This window comes from Sphingomonas sp. SRS2 (assembly GCF_000971055.1).
In the GTDB taxonomy this organism is placed as follows: Bacteria; Pseudomonadota; Alphaproteobacteria; order Sphingomonadales; family Sphingomonadaceae; genus Rhizorhabdus.
On the sequence record NZ_LARW01000063.1, the window covers coordinates 1 to 17,841 of the forward strand.

At 64.0% G+C, this 17,841-nt stretch carries 24 protein-coding genes and 2 pseudogenes; 20 read left to right on the plus strand and 6 right to left on the minus strand.

Annotated elements, in window-relative coordinates; all coding sequences use genetic code 11:
- Positions 1 to 124: 124 nt before the first annotated feature.
- From WP12_RS06295 to WP12_RS06305, 3 genes and pseudogenes are all read left to right on the plus strand, one after another.
- Positions 125 to 466: pseudogene (locus WP12_RS06295) on the plus strand (DUF6927 domain-containing protein); the annotation flags it as partial.
- A 40-nt stretch (positions 467 to 506) separates the two neighbouring features.
- Positions 507 to 713, plus strand: coding sequence for a hypothetical protein (locus WP12_RS06300; RefSeq protein WP_041565064.1), 207 nt, complete (start codon positions 507 to 509; stop codon positions 711 to 713).
- A complete protein-coding gene (locus tag WP12_RS06305) occupies positions 710 to 1,216 on the plus strand; it encodes a thermonuclease family protein (RefSeq protein ID WP_007015486.1) in 507 nt (168 codons plus the stop codon). The genes WP12_RS06300 and WP12_RS06305 overlap by 4 nt, the downstream gene beginning before the upstream one ends.
- Before the next feature lie 358 nt (positions 1,217 to 1,574).
- Here WP12_RS06305 and WP12_RS06310 read toward each other — a convergent pair whose 3' ends face one another.
- A complete protein-coding gene (locus WP12_RS06310; protein WP_007015487.1) occupies positions 1,575 to 2,033 on the minus strand; it encodes a GNAT family N-acetyltransferase in 459 nt (152 codons plus the stop codon).
- Positions 2,034 to 2,210: 177 nt separating this feature from the next.
- Between WP12_RS06310 and WP12_RS26310 the strand changes: the two genes are divergently transcribed.
- Positions 2,211 to 2,555, plus strand: a complete 345-nt coding sequence (locus WP12_RS26310) for a hypothetical protein (protein WP_007015488.1) — start codon at positions 2,211 to 2,213, stop codon at positions 2,553 to 2,555.
- A gap of 149 nt (positions 2,556 to 2,704) precedes the next feature.
- Positions 2,705 to 3,268, plus strand: coding sequence for a hypothetical protein (locus tag WP12_RS26315; RefSeq protein ID WP_052730253.1), 564 nt, complete (start codon positions 2,705 to 2,707; stop codon positions 3,266 to 3,268).
- A gap of 706 nt (positions 3,269 to 3,974) precedes the next feature.
- Here WP12_RS26315 and WP12_RS25740 read toward each other — a convergent pair.
- From WP12_RS25740 to WP12_RS06325, 3 genes and pseudogenes are all read right to left on the minus strand, one after another.
- Positions 3,975 to 4,094 (minus strand): annotated as a pseudogene (locus WP12_RS25740) (integrase); the annotation flags it as partial.
- A 404-nt stretch (positions 4,095 to 4,498) separates the two neighbouring features.
- Positions 4,499 to 4,669: a hypothetical protein gene (locus tag WP12_RS26435; RefSeq protein ID WP_153811645.1), complete on the minus strand. Its 171-nt coding sequence runs from the start codon at positions 4,667 to 4,669 to the stop codon at positions 4,499 to 4,501.
- Positions 4,670 to 4,840: 171 nt separating this feature from the next.
- Positions 4,841 to 5,335, minus strand: a complete 495-nt coding sequence (locus WP12_RS06325; protein ID WP_007015493.1) for a hypothetical protein — start codon at positions 5,333 to 5,335, stop codon at positions 4,841 to 4,843.
- A gap of 29 nt (positions 5,336 to 5,364) precedes the next feature.
- Between WP12_RS06325 and WP12_RS06330 the strand changes: the two genes are divergently transcribed.
- The 3 genes from WP12_RS06330 to WP12_RS23970 all read left to right on the plus strand — a co-directional run bounded on the left by WP12_RS06330 (position 5,365) and on the right by WP12_RS23970 (position 7,190).
- Positions 5,365 to 6,399: a deazapurine DNA modification protein DpdA family protein gene (locus WP12_RS06330; RefSeq protein ID WP_039858583.1), complete on the plus strand. Its 1,035-nt coding sequence runs from the start codon at positions 5,365 to 5,367 to the stop codon at positions 6,397 to 6,399.
- 63 nt (positions 6,400 to 6,462) lie between these two features.
- On the plus strand, positions 6,463 to 6,717 hold the full coding sequence (locus WP12_RS23965; RefSeq protein WP_039858586.1) for a type II toxin-antitoxin system Phd/YefM family antitoxin: 255 nt from the start codon (positions 6,463 to 6,465) through the stop codon (positions 6,715 to 6,717).
- Positions 6,718 to 6,884: 167 nt separating this feature from the next.
- The gene (locus WP12_RS23970) at positions 6,885 to 7,190 is read left to right on the plus strand and encodes a hypothetical protein (protein WP_007015495.1); all 306 of its coding nucleotides are present in this window, start codon (positions 6,885 to 6,887) and stop codon (positions 7,188 to 7,190) included.
- A gap of 26 nt (positions 7,191 to 7,216) precedes the next feature.
- On the opposite strand, the gene WP12_RS26320 is transcribed toward WP12_RS23970, so the two are convergent.
- Both WP12_RS26320 and WP12_RS26325 read right to left on the minus strand, forming a co-directional pair.
- Entirely contained in the window at positions 7,217 to 7,423 is a 207-nt protein-coding gene (locus tag WP12_RS26320) for a hypothetical protein (RefSeq protein WP_327196194.1), read from the minus strand.
- Between the two features lie 5 nt (positions 7,424 to 7,428).
- Positions 7,429 to 7,827, minus strand: a complete 399-nt coding sequence (locus WP12_RS26325) for a hypothetical protein (protein ID WP_007015496.1) — start codon at positions 7,825 to 7,827, stop codon at positions 7,429 to 7,431.
- 167 nt (positions 7,828 to 7,994) lie between these two features.
- On the opposite strand from WP12_RS26325, the gene WP12_RS06345 reads away from it, so the two are divergent.
- The 12 genes from WP12_RS06345 (at position 7,995) to WP12_RS06400 (ending at position 17,603) form a co-directional block, all read left to right on the plus strand.
- A complete protein-coding gene (locus WP12_RS06345) occupies positions 7,995 to 8,639 on the plus strand; it encodes a hypothetical protein (RefSeq protein ID WP_007015497.1) in 645 nt (214 codons plus the stop codon).
- 11 nt (positions 8,640 to 8,650) lie between these two features.
- Positions 8,651 to 9,103 (plus strand): hypothetical protein, encoded by a 453-nt coding sequence (locus WP12_RS06350; protein WP_007015498.1) that lies wholly within the window; start codon positions 8,651 to 8,653, stop codon positions 9,101 to 9,103.
- Positions 9,100 to 10,434: a hypothetical protein gene (locus WP12_RS06355; RefSeq protein WP_007015499.1), complete on the plus strand. Its 1,335-nt coding sequence runs from the start codon at positions 9,100 to 9,102 to the stop codon at positions 10,432 to 10,434. Before WP12_RS06350 ends, WP12_RS06355 begins: the two co-directional genes overlap by 4 nt.
- Positions 10,435 to 10,532: 98 nt before the next feature.
- Positions 10,533 to 11,069 (plus strand): hypothetical protein, encoded by a 537-nt coding sequence (locus tag WP12_RS06360; protein WP_007015500.1) that lies wholly within the window; start codon positions 10,533 to 10,535, stop codon positions 11,067 to 11,069.
- A 28-nt stretch (positions 11,070 to 11,097) separates the two neighbouring features.
- Positions 11,098 to 11,532 (plus strand): DUF4262 domain-containing protein, encoded by a 435-nt coding sequence (locus tag WP12_RS06365; RefSeq protein WP_007015501.1) that lies wholly within the window; start codon positions 11,098 to 11,100, stop codon positions 11,530 to 11,532.
- A gap of 80 nt (positions 11,533 to 11,612) precedes the next feature.
- Entirely contained in the window at positions 11,613 to 11,939 is a 327-nt protein-coding gene (locus WP12_RS06370; protein ID WP_007015502.1) for a hypothetical protein, read from the plus strand.
- Positions 11,940 to 12,030: 91 nt separating this feature from the next.
- Positions 12,031 to 12,324 (plus strand): hypothetical protein, encoded by a 294-nt coding sequence (locus WP12_RS06375; RefSeq protein ID WP_007015503.1) that lies wholly within the window; start codon positions 12,031 to 12,033, stop codon positions 12,322 to 12,324.
- A 286-nt stretch (positions 12,325 to 12,610) separates the two neighbouring features.
- Positions 12,611 to 12,883, plus strand: coding sequence for a type II toxin-antitoxin system Phd/YefM family antitoxin (locus tag WP12_RS06380; RefSeq protein ID WP_007015504.1), 273 nt, complete (start codon positions 12,611 to 12,613; stop codon positions 12,881 to 12,883).
- Between the two features lie 467 nt (positions 12,884 to 13,350).
- Positions 13,351 to 14,190 (plus strand): NYN domain-containing protein, encoded by an 840-nt coding sequence (locus WP12_RS06385; protein WP_007015506.1) that lies wholly within the window; start codon positions 13,351 to 13,353, stop codon positions 14,188 to 14,190.
- A 101-nt stretch (positions 14,191 to 14,291) separates the two neighbouring features.
- Positions 14,292 to 15,503: a helicase HerA domain-containing protein gene (locus WP12_RS06390; RefSeq protein ID WP_007015507.1), complete on the plus strand. Its 1,212-nt coding sequence runs from the start codon at positions 14,292 to 14,294 to the stop codon at positions 15,501 to 15,503.
- A complete protein-coding gene (locus WP12_RS06395) occupies positions 15,500 to 16,711 on the plus strand; it encodes a hypothetical protein (RefSeq protein ID WP_046192921.1) in 1,212 nt (403 codons plus the stop codon). Before WP12_RS06390 ends, WP12_RS06395 begins: the two co-directional genes overlap by 4 nt.
- Positions 16,712 to 16,799: 88 nt before the next feature.
- A complete protein-coding gene (locus tag WP12_RS06400; RefSeq protein ID WP_007015509.1) occupies positions 16,800 to 17,603 on the plus strand; it encodes an N-6 DNA methylase in 804 nt (267 codons plus the stop codon).
- Positions 17,604 to 17,841: the final 238 nt, after the last annotated feature.

Genomic DNA, 17,841 nt, shown 5'->3' on the forward strand with positions numbered 1-17,841 from the left:
CCTGCCCGATAGCCGGAATATGGATGGTATTATCGCAGCGGAGAGCCGCATGCAGTGAAAGCTGCACGTGCGGTTCGGCGGGGGGATCAGGGCTGACTCTCTGAGCAGCACCAATCCTACCCGACTGAGCGAAAACATGGGACCGTGCGAGGCCGACTGCCCTGCTTCGATCCTCGACCTCCTCTCGCCGACCGACAACAAGCATGCTCTCGACTGGCGCGAACGGTGCCGCGCCAACATCGCCCGGCGCGCGCGCAAGCTCTCGGACGGCGACCGCATCCGGCTCGAGCAGCCGGTCACCTTCAGCGACGGCCACGTCGCGCAGGAGTTCGTGGTCTGCAAGCGCCAACGCAGCCTCATGTTGCGCGACCCGGCCAACGGCTGCTTCTATCGGATCAGCCGGCTCATGGAGCGGGCCTGGTCGATCGTGCCCGTCACCAAAATCCACAAGACGGTGTTCGCCTGAGCATCAATCCGTATATCCTCGTGATGAAGTGGATCATGTCATGACAATCGCCATCGAAAGGAACGGCCTCTCCTCCAAGCGCGGACTGCTCTGCAGTCGCGAGAACGCCATGCGCGTCGCGGGCCGGATCTTCGATCATTCCCAGGAACGGGTCAGCATCCTGCGCACCGCGGACCCGCTGCAACCCTTCCGTGTATCAACCGACCCGGCGACGCCGGGCCTCATCGTGCTCGAAATGGTCGCATGAACCGCCTTGTCGTCCTGGCGCTTCTGCTGGCGGCCGCCAGCACGCCTAGCGATGCCGCCGAGGACACCTCGTTCAGCGCCAAGGCGCGCGCCCTCGACGGCGATACGGTCGCCACCGACTTCCGTCTGCTCGGCGTCGATGCGTTCGAACGGCGTCAGCTATGCGAACGCGCCGGCGCCTGCTGGGAATGCGGCAAGGCCGCGCAGGATCTCGCCGCGCGCACCTTACGAGGCGGCGACGCGCAGATCCGCCTGTCTTCGCGCTCGAGCTATGGCCGCCCGGTGGCCACCGTCTCGATAGATGGTAGAGACCTCGGCGAAGTCATGATCTCCGCCGGACTCGCCATTCCGCAGCCGCAATATCTGCGGTCCGATCCCGCACGCTCCGCGCGCTACACGGCCGCGTTCGCCCAGGCGCAGCGGCAACGCGCCGGAGCCTTCGCCGGAAGCTGGCTGGAACCCGCCCGGTGGCGGCGCGGCGAGCGGCTAACCTGCGAACGGTGAGGGCGGGGACAAGACAACCGGCTCGATCGCCACATAGGGCCGAACAAGGCGCCGAGCGGGAATCGCCTGACTTTCGCACACTGCGGAATGACCGGCTCGGGCCGATAGGCGAATGTCCGGATTGGAGCCGGGTCGCGGGGACAACCGACGCTCGCGCGGGGGTCGGCAGCCGACCAGACCCGGTCGTTCAAATCGACCATCTTCTACGTCTGCTCCTAACAGAAGCTGCCGATGGAATGCTTCGGAGCGGGCTGCCAGGAAGCTGCAGGCCCTGTGAGCATGTTCGCTCTCCGTTCTTGAGAGGCATGTCGGCGCCGGTAGCGCTCTCGCAAACGCGGCACGCGAACGCGCTGCTCAGTCAGATATAGAGCTTATAACCTATATGCGTGGGTTGAAATCCCAATCGATCATAGAAACGATGTGCATCCGGCCGGGCCTTATCTGTGGTCAGTTGGACGAGGGTGCAGCCACGCTCCTGACAGGTTTCGATCGCCCATGTGAACATGGCCTCACCGATATGTTCGCTCCGTCGCTCCTTTGCGACGCGCACGGCCTCAATCTGGCCTCGCATCGAACCACCGCGTGACAATCCGGGAATGAAGGAAAGCTGGAGCGTGCCGATAACGGCACCTTCGTCGTCGGCGACGACGAGAAGCTGGTTCGGATCAGCCTCGATCTGCGCGAACGCAGATGTGTACTGAGGTGATACTCCGTTACCCGCGCTTTCCCGCCCTGCGCCCAAGATGTCATCGGCTAGAAGATCGATTATTGCGGGAAGATCGACAGAGGTTGCTCGTCGGTAGATAATTTCAGCCACGAGAAACCCTCAAAACTGGCTACGATTATGATTGCTGTCCGCCCAGCTTAGCGGACGAAAAGCCGATGACCACCCCTTCGACGCCACGACCCGGGAAGTGTTTCGTAACACCTCCCCTGTTGTGGGAAGATATGTAATATCGCAATCTCGATCTGAACCGCGACTATGCCAAGCTCGATGCGCCGGAAAACGCGCGCGATCGTGAGGCTGCTGCGCGATCTTGATCCCGCGCTCGACATGGATTTCCACGTTAGCGATGGCTTCGACCACCAGTATGATATCACCTTCACCTATGCGGGTTGGGAAAAATATGCCCGGCACCGCGCTACGGCTGATTGGCTGGAGCAGCGCTTCGACCCAGTCGTCAGAGATGACCTTCGGCGCGCCGGGCACATCCCCGGCGTTTATCCCAGCGCGGTCGATGCCCATGATCCCGCCAAGGGCATTCGGTTCAGCCCGGAAGGGCCGCGCTATTCCACCGGCTATGGCGACTTCATCGGCGTGCCGACCGTGTTGGTCTAGAACCATGCGCTGAAGCCGTATCGCCAGCGTGTATTGGGCAGCTACGTATTGATGGAGGCAGCATTGCGCCTCGCGGGCGAGGACGCACAGCGCATCGCCGACGCCAAGGCGACGGATCGCTCCGCTCGCCAGGCCGAACTGATGACCCGGTGGCAGCCGGCGCAGCAGCCGTCGGCTTCATCGACGCATTCAAGAGCGTGGCGTTCGAAACCTATCGCTTCCCCGCGTCAGGCCGGCTTGAACAGCGCTGGCTCGGCCGCCCGATCCACTTCAGAATGCCGATCATCGGCCAGACCGCGACCGAACAGGCGAAGTTGCCCACGGCATGGTGGGTGCTCGCGGGACAGACCGAGGTCGTCGAACGGCTCACGCTGCACGGCATCCGCTTCGAGGTGATCCCAAGGCCGCGCACATTGACGTTCGACCATGTCCGGATCCTCGATCCGAAACTGAAGCTAACGAGCGAAGGGCGGATACCGGTTGAAGCCCGCCTTGTGCACGAAGATCGCACCACGACACTTCCGGCCGGCACCTTACGGGTGCCCAGCGATCAGCCGCTTGACCTCCTTGCGGCCGTACTTCTGGAACCGAAAGTCAGGATTCGCTGTTTGCATGGGGCCTCTTCCATGCTGCGCTGCAGCCGGGGCCGGGCATCGAGGATTCTGTTCTCGCGCCAATGGCAGACCGGCTTCTGGAACAAGATGTCAAGGTGAAAGCCGAGTTTGAAGAAAAGCTGGCAACCAATCGCGCGTTTGCCAATGATCCGGATGCACGTCTCGCTTGATTGGCTCACCGGCTTTTACCGACAGATCCGTATTCCGCACGCTATCCAGTCATGCGCGAAAGATGGTGAGCAGTTTGGCGACTGTTGCCATCCGGAGTGGGATGAAACGGCGACAGGAGCTTGAGCAACCAAGCCAACAAGGTCACCCTTCAAATGGCGAAGGGCACGCCGAAAAGCCGGCCTTAGGCATTGGGTGTGGTTTCAGGCATCTCCATGGTCATTCTCCTATCGCGACATTGGCATCTGCGAGAGGATTGCCGACGAGAACGCGCAGGAGTGGCTTCTGGAGCTCTTGCCGATCTGACGCAGACGTTCGCATCCGAGGAGGCGATGTTTGGCCCCGACAAGAGCTGCCGGTTGATATGGTCAAGGGCACCTTTCGGTTACGCGCCCCATTCTGGTCATGGTCGGAACCACCACGAGCACCCCAATCCCGTCATGGCTAGGCGATCAGTGGTGCGACAGTGTCGACCTGCGCTTGATACGCGATTGAAGGCCCAAATTCCTGGGTCATGTTCGTTGGAGCGAAACGTCACATAACACCATAAGCCGCCGTTACGCCTTACATTTACGAACGACTGCTTCGTTCCAGACGCCCGTGTTCGGCTCTTTCCCGAAAACGGGCGCGATTGGGCTCAGATCTCAGTGTTTTCGGCAAGGGCAAGCACGTTCTCTACGTCGATCCCGAGATAGCGCACCGTATTTTCTATCTTGTTATGACCGAGAAGGATTTGGACCGCCCGCAGATTTCCCGTCAATGGCCGTAATTCTTGACTACAAGCTTGAATGACGGCTTTGTCCCACCACTCGTTATTCGGGACGGTGAGATGGTATTCAACCTCTCCCAAATATGCGCGCAAATGTGGAGCGACAAACATTTGTCGAACGGCGGCCCGTTCATTTCCGACGAACTGGCGAATGTGCTTAAGCAGTCAGGCCTTACTTGATTGAGCCTGAGCGAACATGGCGTGGAAACCGTCGCGTGATGGCTGCTTCGCAATCAGTATGACGACACACACATGAATCGCGCCGCTGATGGTCCATCTCGATCACTGGCACACCGTTGCCTCAATCCGGTTGCGCGAAAAACACTGTCGGATTGGGAAAGTGTCCGGCAACCCGATTTCGAGGGATTTCCGTCACCCTAGATCAACACCCGCTACACCTTGTCCAGCGTAACGTCGTCGGGCCGGTGATCATGGAGCTCGGCAGTGCTGGGAGAACTGTGGTTCGCCATCGCCACGGCCGTCTCGATCCCGGCTGCGCCGGCATGCCAACGCACCGTGAACGCGCTTCGCTGAGGAGAATGGATGTCAATCGTCCGCAACATATGAGGTCCCATCACGAAGGCTCGGCGCACTACACCGACGCGTTCGCCGAGGCGCAGTAACGACGCGCCGAGAGGCTAACCTGCGAACGCTGAAGGCGGGCACCAGACAGCCGGCACCGGACAAGGGATAAACCAAGAGGGCGCGCGACCGAGGCGCCTGCCGCGCGTGCTTCAGGCGCTCAGCCCGGGATCGGCCCACCAGGACTGACCCTGCTGAAAATCCTCCGACATGGAGACCACCGGGCCATCGGGTTCATCCGCCACATAGGGACGTACGAGAGCCCGGGCCTTGAGCTTGCGCCGGCGCATCTCGCCCGCGATCCGGCCGCGCGCCTCGAGCAGCTCTTCCAGCCACATCAGATCGTCGATCATCTCGACCACGCCGCGGCCCGCGAGGCAGAAATAGATACAGCGCTGGAAGTCATCGCCGGCCGGATTGCTGAGGATCGAGGCCAGCTTGCGCTTGCCGCCCTGTTCGCCCTCGTGGATCCAGCTCACCGCCTCGCGAAGTTCGCGGACCGAATAAAAGGCGTCCTCGACATGCATACCGATCGCCGCATTGGCGATCATCCGCCGGGTCGGGCGGTTCTGCTCGTCCAGGGCCGCATCGCGCAGCGTCACGTCCAGATCGAAATGGTCAAGATAGCGGGCGGCGGAATCGGTCATCGGGTATCTCCTTTCGTAGGGAACGTAATATGAACACGGGTAGGGTCAAGCCGAGTACGATCGCGGTCATGATAGGGCTGCCCCATCTGTCCGAGGGCAAGCTGCTCGATCGGGCGAGGCGGCTCCAGCAGCCCGTCCTCATTTCGGCGAACGCTCTGTCGCGCTGGTCGAGGCGCCGCGGCTGGCGGGAATGGACCGGCTGGTCGTTTCGCCCGCTCGGCAACGCGGCGGGCCTCCACAGCCTCTGCCTCGACAGCGCCGGGTTCAGTGCGATGGTCACCTACGGCGGATATCCGTGGACCGTGGACGATTATATCCGCCTTGCGGCGGCTTATCCGTTCGGCTGGTGGGCCAGCCTCGACTATTGCGTCGAGCATCAGGTCGCCGGCGACCGCGACGAGGTGCTCGACCGAATTTCGCGCACGATCCGGGCCAATATCGAGTGCCGCCTGCGCGGCGACGACCAAGGGATTCTCGACACCTTCATGCCAGTCATCCAGGGGCGCCTGCCGTCCGACTATGAGCGCTGCGCCGAGGCCCTGTCCTTGACGATTGAGCGGGCAGGACTGGTCGGCGTCGGATCCATGTGCAGGCGCCCTATCCACGGGCCCGAAGGTCTGATGGCAGTCGTCGATCATCTCGACCGCGTGCTCCCGCGCCTTACGCGGTTGCACCTTTTCGGCGTGAAAGGGGAAGCGCTCCCCTATCTTTCAGCCTTCCGCCACCGTGTCGCCTCGATCGACAGCCAGGCTTACGGGGTCGCAGCCAGGACCGCGGCAAGGCGCCATAACCTCGCGAAGACCGACGCCGTCGTCGCCGATCATATGGAGCACTGGGTCCACACCCAGCATGCGCGCCTGCGCCAGCCGCAGCGCCAGCTTCCCATGCAGCCGCTGACGCCGGATGCCGGGCCGCCCGACGATCCCTGGGAGGCCGCGATTGCCGAAGCGCGGCAGCAAATCCGCGAACTCATCGAATCCGGGGAACTCGATCATGACGAGACCACCGCCCAGTGGATCGAGCAATGGGCTGCCGACATCTATCGCGAGCGCATGACGGGCTGAGCCTCGGTTGGGACTGAAAAAAGCTGGAGAACGCGTTAGAGGACCAATGCGGAAGAAAACATTATGCAGGCTTGGACGATTCAGGACGCAAGGGCGCGCTTCAACGAGATGCTTCAAGCATGCACGGTGAACGGACCCCAGATGATCACCAAGCGAGGTATCGAGGCGGCGGTTCTGGTGCCTGCCGCCGAGTGGCATCGGTCTCAACGCCGCGTGCGGCCGACACTCAAGGAACTCCTTCTGGCGCCCAGCGGACGTGGCGATCTCGTTATTCCGCCAAGGGGGCGGGGGACACGCCGCCCGACTTCCTCCTACTGATGTTCCTCCTCATCACCGATATCGTTTACGTCACCATGTCGCTTCTAGCTGTCGTCGACAGCGCCCCGCTGACGAGACCAGCGCGTCTTGGCCCGCAGCCAGAGAAGAGAGGGGATGCGAGGGCAACCTGACGGGAGTTAGAGCTCCTGCAGATCGAGGAGCCCCCCATGCCCCACTCCTTCATCGTCACCGAGCGGATACCCGTACGCTCGAATCGCGCGGAGGTCCGCAATCCGATCCTCACATTGCCTGCGGTTGCCAAGCTGCGGGCGCTCGACCCTAATACGCGCGCACTGCTGCAGGACTTGCTCCTCGAATTGCAGCAGGATGCGAGGCAGCGCGCAGAAACGAGCTGGCGCAGCCGCAAGCCGCCCCTCGCCTCGTACTGGGCGGCCTGCGGTGTCTATGCGGGTCACATTGCCCGCGCCATCGGACCCGGCGCGGGCCGAATCCGATCAGCCAGGCGGGGATGATCGCAAGGGCGCTTCGATTGCACACCTTAAGCGCTCTGCAGGCTGCCGTCAGTGGTTGACACCATCCGGGGCGCCTCCGCGGGCCAATCTCCTGTTTCGAGGACGGGTGGCCCCTCGAAACCCGCGAGATCGATCGTGAGGGAGAGTCGCTGCGCGCCGAAGCAGACGACGTCACAAGGAACGGCGCGCAGCGTCTCGTCGATCCCGCCAATTCCGCCCCGAGAGATGACCACATAGCTTATCCTCGCCGAGGAGGACTCGACCAAGGCTTCGACCGCGCGTCCGAGACGCCGTCCGTGGCAGTCATCGATCTCCATGCCGGCAAGACCGGTCGCGGTGAAAAGCTCATCGCTCGACAGCGGCGGCTGGCCCTATCGGCGGACTTGCCGCCCTCTTCATATCTGCGCTGCTCACCCAGCCATCGCCACGCGCCCACCATGTTCACGACGGTTAGGAAGCCGTTCGTCGCGAGCAGATTGGTTTGCCCGGTCGAGAGACCCACCAGCGACCAGCAGATCGATCCGATCGTGAATACGAGGAACCCCGAGCCCGTGACCTTCGCCCCGAGATTGGCCGCGGTCATCATCGCGGCGATCATCGTTGCGATCGAAGCGATCCAACCCGCGATATCTTCCATCCATTTCCTCCGTCGCCCCGGCTCCTCGCTTCGCGAGGACGCAATACACTCTCGATCGCTTGCTGTCGTCTTTCGGCGACGTGCCCTTCCATCCCGCCGGGCAGAAAAGAGGGAAGCGGGGCTGGGAGCGCGAGCGGAATGACCGCTCGAGATTCCCGGAGGACCCCATGAGCTATGATGTGGCATTTCGCTACGGCCAGGCGCTCGACCCCAGCGCTCTGATCACCATCGGCACGACGCTCCATGCCATTCAGGCAGCGATCACCGATTGCCGCAACGCAGGCATCGAGGTCGAAACCGACCCCGCCGTCATTCTGCTCGTGCGCCATTTCTCGCAGGTCTGTGCCGATCGGCCAGCTGATGCGGAGCTACGCCGCGACTGCATGGCGCGGATCGCGGACCTCAGAAACCGGCCAATGCTCAAGACGCTCGCCCTGCGCGGCGTCGCCTATGACGAACCTGCCAAGCGCCTCTTCCATTCCGAAGGCCGCGCCGCGATGCGCCGCCTTGCCGACGCGCTCGGCCTTGAGGAGGGAAGCTTTGACATCCGCTCCAACAAGGCGGGGCCGGCGGTGTCGGGCGAGATCACGCTGCATGCCGACATGCTCTGGGTCCAGTTCTCGCTAGGACCGTTCGGGCCCGACCGCGAGGTCTGCTTTCGCAAAGTCCGCAATCGCCAGGATCATATCGGCGAACGCAACCATTGGGCGTCGGTCCGGGAACTGGTCGAGCCCGATCGTTTCGCCGCGCGCATCCGCCGCGATCTCAATCTCGCCGCCGCCACCCCCGCCGCGCCGCGGCTGGTCGCCTGAGGAAGGCGCGGATGCGTATCCTCCTCACCCGCACCCGGATCGGCACGGAACCACCCAGCTACTCCTTCCGGGTCTATGTCCCCTTCACAGAGATTTCGCTCGAGCGCCAAGCGCTGATCTCGATGCACTCAGACTACGGCATGGGTGCCGGCCTCCTTGCCCGGCTTCCGGACGTCATCGCGCCGATGTCGCATCTCGGATCCGCGCCGGGCCTCGACAAGCACAACCTTGGCAAGCGCATCGACGGCGTTGCCGATCGCCTGGGGGCGATCCTGCTCGGACAGGTCTTTCCCGAGATGGCGGAGCAACCCGTTCAGTTTCGTCTCAGCGTGCCGGCCGCCCCCGCCAATGCACGGCTCTTTGCAACGATCGACAACCTGTCGGGACGCTACGAGCCGCTCTCGCGTGCGCTGGAGAACCTCACCGCTGAGGGCCTCGGATTTCACCGGGAGAGCGACCGATGATCTCAGAGCCGTTCGATCCGGCCGATGAGGCCACCTGGATCGCTCGTGGCCGCCGGCCGGACCACGCCGCCATCCTGGCCGATGCCTGGCGGCGTTTCCCGGACCTGCCCAACGACGCCGATCGGGAAGCCAGGCGCGCGCGGATGCGGCAGCGGGCGCTCGCGCTGCGTCCGGTCATGGACGCCATGTCCAAAGCCGCCGATGCGGAGCGGCAGGCCCGCAATTTCGCCTTCACCGAAACGCGGATTGCCAGCGGCAAGGGCGACGATCGCGATCGCGCCATCCTGCGCGCGCGCAACCTTCATCGCTACGACTGGGACCGGGCCGTCCGCTACGCGTCGGGATGGTTTGCCGCCACCGCCGGGTGGGAGCCGGAGGCACGGCGAGGGCAAGGCGAGACGCCCGCGACCCTGGCCTACGAGGAGGGCTTCGCCGATGGCGGCGGCAATCGCGACGACCTCTTCGATACCGCGCGCCGCGCCTACGACGCAGCTTCGTTGCCCGAGGCGCAGCCGGTTCCCACCACAGGGCGGCCGCTGCCGAGCACCTGGCCCAAGCCGACCGACGATCCGGTCCCCGCGCGGTGGGCGCGTCGCCTCCTTATCCTCGGCGCGCCCGAAGCGGGATGGATCCGCGAAAGCGCGGCCGCGAAGATCGAGTCCCCGCTCCTGCTCCCAGCTCTCCAGGCGAGCGAGGGGCAAGACGAACTCGCCATCGTCGTGATTTCGAGCACAGGCTTCCATGCGCTCCAGAATTCCATGCCGGACGCGGCCGCGATCGAGTCCTTGAGCGGCGACGCTGTCTCGTTCGATCCCCGACTGGAAGACCAGCTTCGCAGCCTTCTCGCTGGCCGAGATTTTGACGATATCCTGATCGCCGCCCAAGGCGACTATCTTGCGCTCCTCGACCTGCATGCGGTGGCGCTGCCGCTCTGCCGGACCATGGAGCGCACCCGCAACACCTTGCTGCAGCAGCGCGCCCACTTCCGCATCTGGCTGGATCGCGGGCTCATGCCGGGAGAAAGCCTGGGCGCCGGCCACATCCGCTGGGGCAAGGCGGTGAAGGGTCTCACCGGCAAGCTCGGCGAATTCACGGCCCGTTATGCCGGGAAGCAGCCCGGCGGCGGCCACCGCATCACCGTCGAGACGCCGGACGGGCAGCTTGCAAGCGGCTATGTATCAGCCCGCGGCGAACCGCTGTCCCCCGAGACCGTCATCGGCAACCGGGCTCATCTGCGCAAGGCGATGGCTTCCCGCCTGCGCGCCTTCGGTGGAGCCACGCGGCTTGTCGCAAATCGCGCGCCTGATCTCCTCGACCTTGCCACGGCCTGATCCCGCGCGCGTGCAAGGGGGAGGGGGTGTCCGGGAAATGTGCCGGCGGATTGAGCGGCCGGTGCCCGCATTTTCGTCCACTTACAGGAACCCGATCCATGCCCGAAACCAATGTCGTCTCACTCCCTGCCGCCAGCGCCGCCGCCAAGCTCCTCCCGCAACTCGAGCACCTCTTCGTCGCACTCAGCGAGAGCGAATATCATGCGGCCACAATTTTCGCGTTCGATCCCGACGCGCATCTGTCAGCAGGCCAATTGGCGGCGGATGATCACGAGCCGCGCGACCGCCCTCTCGCCGGCGATGCGATGAGCCTGCGCGGCTGGATCATCCTTGCCCGCGCCTGCTGCGAGGCCAAAGACCAACATGACGACAGGGCGCGTCTAGAAATCTTTCTCGCCGAGCGCGCGACGCCCGTCGAAACAATCCTCAAGCCCGAGATCGGTGCGCGTGTGCGTCTCCGCCGACGTCCGCGCGTCGGGGGGGACCGCTATGCCGGCCGCGACGGCGTTATCGTGAAGACGCATTTCGCGGGCTTCTACGTGAAGCTCGACATGACGCCGCGTGAGCGCAGCCAGAAGACCGAGCTGGTCGAGACAGACTATCTCGAAGTCCTGACTCACCCCGCGACCGCCTGAATTCGCTCCCATCGCGGAGGAGGATTTCATGATCGATGCTTCAGACTTCTACGCCGCCATCGAGCGCAACATCACGCGGAGCGGTCAGCATCTCTTCCTGATCTTCGCCGACGGCGAGACGCCCGCCTTCGCCTACACCATCGGAAACGCGCTGCAGGGCCTGCCGGAACTCCTGCTCATCGGCAACTACTCGCCCCGCGTCGCCGGCTCGATCATCAACGAGCTCGGCCGGAAAATGCGCGGCGCGCGCCGGCCGCTCGAAGGCGACATCGACGTTGGCGGCCGCTTTCCTGCCCGCGTTCGGCAAGCCTCGGCCCAGGCGCGCCAGCGCTTTACGCTCCAGGCGGGGCGCTACCTTCGCCACGAGGAATATGACGTGCTGCAGGTGCTACTGTGCGATCCGGACGGGGTCTATCCAGGCGAACCGGGCTGCGCGGCCGCCTACGACGTGCCGCTGGCCTGAGGTTCGCCGCTCGGCACCCCCAAACGATTGGCCGAGGACCTACAGGAATCCGTCGGTGCAAATGCGAAGGAGCTTCGCTCATGAACCCCGCTCTCGCCAATGAACTGGCCGCCCGCGCCGCCGATGGCTGGCATCCCGTCACGCTCAGCGAAATCAAAGCGCAATTGCGCGGTCTGGGCTATGCGCTCGATCGCACGCTGGACTGCCGGTCCACGGCCCAGATCATGACCGGTCCACGTGCCGGCAAGACCTACCCCACGCTCTCGACCGGCATCAAGGAGGCCGACACCGGCCGCAGCGCGTTCCATGTCGAGGCTCGGCGCGACGCCAAGTTTCGAGCGCTGCAGAAACTTCGCTTTGACGTCGGCCTCTATGCCGTCCTGGGCGCCGCGATCATGGATCTCTAATCCTAGGCCGATCAGTGCAGCATTCCCGGGACAAGGGTCGTCGAACGCTTCGACCCTGGCCCACACCCCCCAATTCCTCATCTGGAGACCGATGATGTCGGAGCCCACCCATTTCGTTCAAGTCTATGCGACCGTTCGCGTCAAGCTCGCCGTCACGGCCGCCAGCCACGAAGACGCCATGCGTGCCGCCGACGCGGCCCTGTTCGCCAGAAGGTTCGGCGTGCGGTTGATCCCCACCGCCGAGGGCGCGCTCGACGCCGACTATGCCGAGGAAGTGACCGGCTATCTCGTCGACGAGGCCGGCGACACGGAATACCTGCGCAGCGCGAACTATGGCCAGGACTATGCGCCCGACTGGGGCATGCGTAGCCGCTCGAGCGAATGACCAGAAAGCTGCAACATTCTCCCGCCAAAGCGGCAGGCAGGTTCTACAAACCCGCATCTTGACGATTTCCCGGGTTTTCCCTATGTTCCATATTATCGGGCAAATACGAGCCCTCATGATCCGGGAAAATCGTAAAATATAGTCGGGACGGTAAAATCAGTACGAAGGCGCGACAGATATCCCAAGCGGTGGATTAGAAAATTCGGCCTAAATCGTTGGTAGTTATATCCGAACCTATTTTCGCACAGGCATCACTTCCGGACGTAGAGATTGGAGCCCAAAGCTCATGGCGAAGAGCATGGAAATCGTTCCTTCAGGTGAATTGCAGAAACAATTCGGCCGCTACTCTGACGAGGCGATGATCCGTCCCGTCGGCGTCAGCAGGAACGGGCGGTTGCGTTTCGTCATGGTTCCTATTGACGACTATGAGCGCCTGCGTCGCCGTGAACGAGTTGCAGGCCGTGCGGAGGATTTGGATGAAGAAACCCTCGACGCGATCCGGGCCGTCGAGCCCGCGCCCGAGTGCGACGAAGCGGAAGCTCGACTTAGCGCTTCCTAAGCCGGGCGAGGTTATCAATTACAGCTATCTTTGGGAGTACGAATACAAGGACGGTCGCGACGAGGGCGTCAAAGATCGCCCCGTTGCCGTCGTGCTAGTCACCCAATCCGATGATGGGTTCGATCAAGTTCATGTCGTGCCCATGACGACCCGGCCTCCCACCCGTGGTCAGCAAGCGGTGGAAGTCCCCCAGGCAGTAAGACGTCAGCTTGGTCTCTCGGGCGAACGCTCATGGGTCATCGTCACCGAATGGAACAGGTTCACTTGGCCTGGTTACGACATACGGCCGGTGCGCGGCCGAGAGCCGTCGATAAGTCATGGCTTTCTCCCCTCGGGACTCTTTCGACAGATCCGCGATGCCCTGATCGCTGCGGCGATCGGACGACCTGTCGATCGAGATCTCTGAGACCCTGCGCCGCGCACGACGATGAAAGGCTGCAAAGAAACAAATTGGGGAGGTACTGAACGTGGACAATGAGGATCGTGGACGCGGCACATCGGATCGGCGCATCGCGCTTCTCATCGATGCGGATAATGTCTCCCACACGAAGATCGCGGCAATGCTCGCGGAACTCTCCAAATACGGCACGGCGAACATTCGGCGTGCCTATGGCGATTGGGCCAAGCCGGGCCTCAAAGGCTGGACCGACAAGCTCCACGACTTCGCCATCAGGCCGATCCAGCATTTCAGCTATTCGACGGGCAAGAACGCGACCGACATCGCGCTCGTCATCGACGCGATGGAACTGCTCTATACGCAAAGGCCCGACGCGTTCTGCATCGCATCGAGCGATGGCGACTTCACGCCGCTGGTCATGCAGCTCAAGGCCAATGGTCATGAGGTCTATGGCTTCGGCGAGCGCAAGACGCCCACGCCCTTCGTCAACGCCTGCACCACGTTCCTCTATCTCGATGGTCTCGAGGATCCGAGCCAGCCAGCGGCACCTGGCGAAGCTCCCGACACGCCTGTCGCGGCCAAGACCGAAACCAAGGCCGAGGCAAAGGCAAAGCCCAAGCATTCGGCCGCCAAGGCCGCGGAAAAGACCCTGGCACAGAACACCAAGCTCGTGACGATCCTGCGCGGTGCCGTCGAAGCCTCCGCGCGCGAGGACGGCTGGGCGCTCATGTCCGCGGCGGGCAGCGCTGCGAAGCGCCAGGCCCCCATCGATCCTCGCAACTACGGCGTGAAGAACTTCACGGCGCTCTTCACCGCGACCGGGCTGTTCGAGATCCTCAAAGGCGAGAACGGACAGAGCTACGTCGCCGACAAGCGCAACAAGGATCGCACCCCGCGTCCCGGCGGGTGATGCTCCCGGCGCGCCGATAGCGAACACAGGGGCCGGACGAGCAAAGGGAAGGGGGATCGAGTGGGCGGTGGCCAGACAGGCCGAGCCCAGGAGATCCCATCATGGCAACAGTCGTTTCGATCGACCCTTCCGCCGATCAATGGTCCGTGCCGATCGGCAAGCACAGCCGCGGCGCGCTCATGCTCAATCTCGAGCGCCTGCTCGCCGGCCGCCTGCTGATCCAGGGCAGCAGCGGCGCGGGCAAGAGCCGAACCTTGCGCAAGATCATCGAGGAGGCCTTCGACTTCACGACCATCGTGCTCGTCGATCCCGAGGGCGAATTCGGCAATCTCGCCGCGCATATCGGCGCGACGTCGCTCAAGGGCTGCGAACTGACGTCGGACGGCCTGACGGCGGCCGCCGCGCGCGCCCGGCAATACCGGCTCTCGCTCCACGTAGATCTCACCGATCTCGACCCCGACCAGCGCATCATCAAGGCGGCCGCCCTGTTCGCCGGGCTGATCGGCGCGCCGCGCGAGCATTGGAGCCACACCGTCCTCGTCTGCATCGACGAGGGCCATCTGCTCGCCCCCCATCACGCAGGATCGGCCCGTGACGCGGAGACCCGCCGCCTCGGCGTCGCAACCCTCACCGACCTCTGCGCCCGCGGCCGCAAGCGCGGGATCGCGCCGGTCATCGCCACCCAGCGCCTCGCCAAGCTCTCCTCCTCGGTGATTTCCGAGCTGCAAAACTTCCTGGTCGGCCTCAACGTCTTCGACCGCGACATCGCGCGCGCCGCCGACCTGCTCGGATTTTCCGCCAAGGAAGCCGACCGGCTGCGCAAACTCGCGCCCGGTGAATTCTTCGCCATGGGGCCGGCCATGTCGCCGCTCCCCGTCCTGGCCCACATGGAAGAGACGATCACCGAGCATCTCGGTGCGACACCCCGGCTGACCGCCGCCGCCGCGATCGACAGCGACGAAGCCGAAAGACTGCTCGATCTCTCCGCCCTGCGCGAGGTTTCGAGCGGCGGCCGGGACACCACGCTGACCCTCAAGGGCACGCGGGCGCTCGACGCGTTCCTCCTCGATCCGTCCGCGCCGCACGCGGCCTCGATCATCGGCGCGCTCAAGCGCATCGCCCCCAACGCAACCACGGCCGACGATCTTGCCGGCCACCTCGGTTGCCCACGCGAGGCCATCGACAATGCGCTCGACATGCTGGCTGCGATCGCGGCGGTCGATACCATGCCGCGCGGGGAGGACCGCATCGCCCGGCTGCATGCACGGCTCAGGGCCAAGATTAGCGACATACCCGTGGTGGCGCTCGCATGAAGCCGCTCGATCTGGGCGCAGATGTCGTCGAGCTCGCCCCCGCACCGGGCCCATTCCCCCGACCCCAGCCGCTGCGCGAAATGGCCTTTCGTGCCGATGCCTGGACGCCGGCCGAGAGTGAACGGCTCCGGACGCTCTTTCTCGACGATACCGCGATCGCCGACATGGCGCTTGCGCTCGGCCGGGGCAGGGCGGCGGTCGCCGAACGGATCGCTCTGCTCGGGCTTCGTCGCAACTCGGCAAGGGCCTGGACCGAACTCGACGATGCCGAGCTGACCCGCCGCTATGGCGGCGAACCGACCGCGACCATCGCTTCCGATCTCGGCCGATCCTGCTCGGCCGTCTATGCCCGTGCCCGGATTCTCGACCTGACCGAGGGCAATCCTCCCGAATGGTCGCCTTGGGAAGATGCCCAGCTCGTCGAAGGGTATCGCCGCGGCGTGCCGCTTGCCCAGATCGCGACGCTGATCGGCCGACCCTTTGGCGGCCTGTCGAGCCGGGCTGGCACTCTCGGCATCGTCCACGCGAACCATCCGCCCGACTGGTCCGCGCAGGAAACGGCACGCGCGCTTGAGCTCGCCGAAGCAGGCCACCGCTATACCGCGATCGTTGACATGCTCGCCAGGGAGGGGTTTCCGCAGCGCACCATCCGGGGCTTCGGGCTCGCGATCCGCAAACTCGGATACGGCCGGGGCTGGGGCCGGGCCTGGACGCCCGAAGAAGACGCCCTCCTCCAGAAAGCCTATGGCGAGGGCACCAGCCTGACGCCGCTGCGGCGGCAGCTCGGCCGCACATCCGGCTCGCTGCGCCACCGCGCCGAATATCTGGAGCTGCGCGGTCGTCATGCCAACCGCAACGGATGGCGCATTGGTCCGGACTGGACCGAGGCCGAGGAGGCGCGGCTGCGCGCGGACTATGGCCGTGTTCCGACCAAGCTTCTTGCCGCGCGCATGGGCCGGACCAAGGCTGCGCTCACCTCGCGGGCAAACAGCCTCGGCCTCGTCCACGGCTACATCCGGCCGTTCAGCGTCGAGGAAACGCGCGCCCTCGAGATCGCTTTCCGCACCGGGGTTTCGATCGCGGATCTCGCCGTCGCTCTCGACCGCAAAGCCATGTCGCTCAGCAAATATGCGACCAACCACGGCTACCAGTTCGGGCGCAGGCCGAGACGCACCGTGACGCTGGAGGCCCTGCTCGCCGCGGCGTGATTCCGCCGCCGCCAGCCGGCTTTCTCGAACCATTCACTCAGACAAAGCGCGTCAGCTTGCCCAGCCGGCCTGCGCTCGGGAAACCCTCATGCCGCCCCAGGATCGATACATCAGGAACGTCCTCAAGCTGTTCGAGGCCCATGGCCATCGCCATGATCGCTACACGCTGTTCTCCGATTGCATGGAGCTCATCGCGATCAGCATCTCGAACAGCGTCGACATCCGTTCGCGCGACCATCGGGAGGCACGCTATCTCCAGATCGTCGGCCGCTATGATCGCCCTACGATCGAGATGTTCCCGCGTATCCTGGGCGAGATCACCATGGCGCTGGAAACCGCGCCGGGCGATGTTCTGGGCAGCATCTTCACCGCGCTTGAGATCCACAACAAAAGCCGGGGCCAGTTCTTCACGCCCTATCCGGTCTGCCAGATGATGGCCGAGGTCACGCTCGGCGATGCCCAGAGCGCCCGGGCGCTGATCGCCGACAAGGGCTATGTCCGCGCGATGGAGCCCGCCTGCGGCGCCGGCGCCATGGTCATCGCGCTTGCCCAGGCAATGCTCGCAGCCGACATCAACTACCAACGCCATCTCCACGTGACAGCGGTCGATATAGACCCGCGCGCGGTGCACATGGCCTATATCCAGTTCTCGCTATTGCACATCCCGGCCCATCTCATGGTCGGCAACTCCCTGAGCAACGACGTTCGCGAACATTGGTTCACCCCGGCTCACATTCTGGGAGGTTGGAGTGCGAAGCTTGCAAATCAGCCTCGCGTAGTCGAGCCGCCGCCGCGTTCCGCGCCACAGAGGGCCGGGGATCGCTCATCTCCTTGCACGCCACCGCCGGACGCAAAGCCCCGAACGATTGGAGAACAGTTTACCCTGTTTTGATTGGCTGCAGGGCCTTCGCGGCTCGCTTTCAAACATCTCACCGCAAGATGAGTTCCTAGTCACCAATAGACCTTAAACTTTGGGTCGGAGAGCTGTTCGGGACTATGTCTCACCACTAGATAGTCACATTGATCACTCAACCTGATCAAATGCTCCGCGGTGCATCGACAGAAGGAAAGCCCTTTTTCGACCGCCAGTCGGGTGCGTTAGGCAAGATCATGCTGCAATCCGCCCAACA

Excerpts from the sequence above, each read along its gene's own strand:
- WP12_RS06300 (WP_041565064.1), top strand. The coding sequence starts at position 507 with ATGACAATCGCCATCGAAAGGAACGGCCTCTCCTCCAAGCGCGGACTG.
- WP12_RS06305 (WP_007015486.1), top strand. The coding sequence starts at position 710 with ATGAACCGCCTTGTCGTCCTGGCGCTTCTGCTGGCGGCCGCCAGCACG.
- WP12_RS26310 (WP_007015488.1), top strand. The coding sequence starts at position 2,211 with ATGCGCCGGAAAACGCGCGCGATCGTGAGGCTGCTGCGCGATCTTGAT.
- WP12_RS26435 (WP_153811645.1), bottom strand. The coding sequence starts at position 4,669 with ATGTTGCGGACGATTGACATCCATTCTCCTCAGCGAAGCGCGTTCACG.
- WP12_RS06325 (WP_007015493.1), bottom strand. The coding sequence starts at position 5,335 with ATGACCGATTCCGCCGCCCGCTATCTTGACCATTTCGATCTGGACGTG.
- WP12_RS06330 (WP_039858583.1), top strand. The coding sequence starts at position 5,365 with ATGAACACGGGTAGGGTCAAGCCGAGTACGATCGCGGTCATGATAGGG.
- WP12_RS23965 (WP_039858586.1), top strand. The coding sequence starts at position 6,463 with ATGCAGGCTTGGACGATTCAGGACGCAAGGGCGCGCTTCAACGAGATG.
- WP12_RS23970 (WP_007015495.1), top strand. The coding sequence starts at position 6,885 with ATGCCCCACTCCTTCATCGTCACCGAGCGGATACCCGTACGCTCGAAT.
- WP12_RS26325 (WP_007015496.1), bottom strand. The coding sequence starts at position 7,827 with ATGGAAGATATCGCGGGTTGGATCGCTTCGATCGCAACGATGATCGCC.
- WP12_RS06345 (WP_007015497.1), top strand. The coding sequence starts at position 7,995 with ATGAGCTATGATGTGGCATTTCGCTACGGCCAGGCGCTCGACCCCAGC.
- WP12_RS06350 (WP_007015498.1), top strand. The coding sequence starts at position 8,651 with ATGCGTATCCTCCTCACCCGCACCCGGATCGGCACGGAACCACCCAGC.
- WP12_RS06355 (WP_007015499.1), top strand. The coding sequence starts at position 9,100 with ATGATCTCAGAGCCGTTCGATCCGGCCGATGAGGCCACCTGGATCGCT.
- WP12_RS06360 (WP_007015500.1), top strand. The coding sequence starts at position 10,533 with ATGCCCGAAACCAATGTCGTCTCACTCCCTGCCGCCAGCGCCGCCGCC.
- WP12_RS06365 (WP_007015501.1), top strand. The coding sequence starts at position 11,098 with ATGATCGATGCTTCAGACTTCTACGCCGCCATCGAGCGCAACATCACG.
- WP12_RS06370 (WP_007015502.1), top strand. The coding sequence starts at position 11,613 with ATGAACCCCGCTCTCGCCAATGAACTGGCCGCCCGCGCCGCCGATGGC.
- WP12_RS06375 (WP_007015503.1), top strand. The coding sequence starts at position 12,031 with ATGATGTCGGAGCCCACCCATTTCGTTCAAGTCTATGCGACCGTTCGC.
- WP12_RS06380 (WP_007015504.1), top strand. The coding sequence starts at position 12,611 with ATGGCGAAGAGCATGGAAATCGTTCCTTCAGGTGAATTGCAGAAACAA.
- WP12_RS06390 (WP_007015507.1), top strand. The coding sequence starts at position 14,292 with ATGGCAACAGTCGTTTCGATCGACCCTTCCGCCGATCAATGGTCCGTG.
- WP12_RS06395 (WP_046192921.1), top strand. The coding sequence starts at position 15,500 with ATGAAGCCGCTCGATCTGGGCGCAGATGTCGTCGAGCTCGCCCCCGCA.
- WP12_RS06400 (WP_007015509.1), top strand. The coding sequence starts at position 16,800 with ATGCCGCCCCAGGATCGATACATCAGGAACGTCCTCAAGCTGTTCGAG.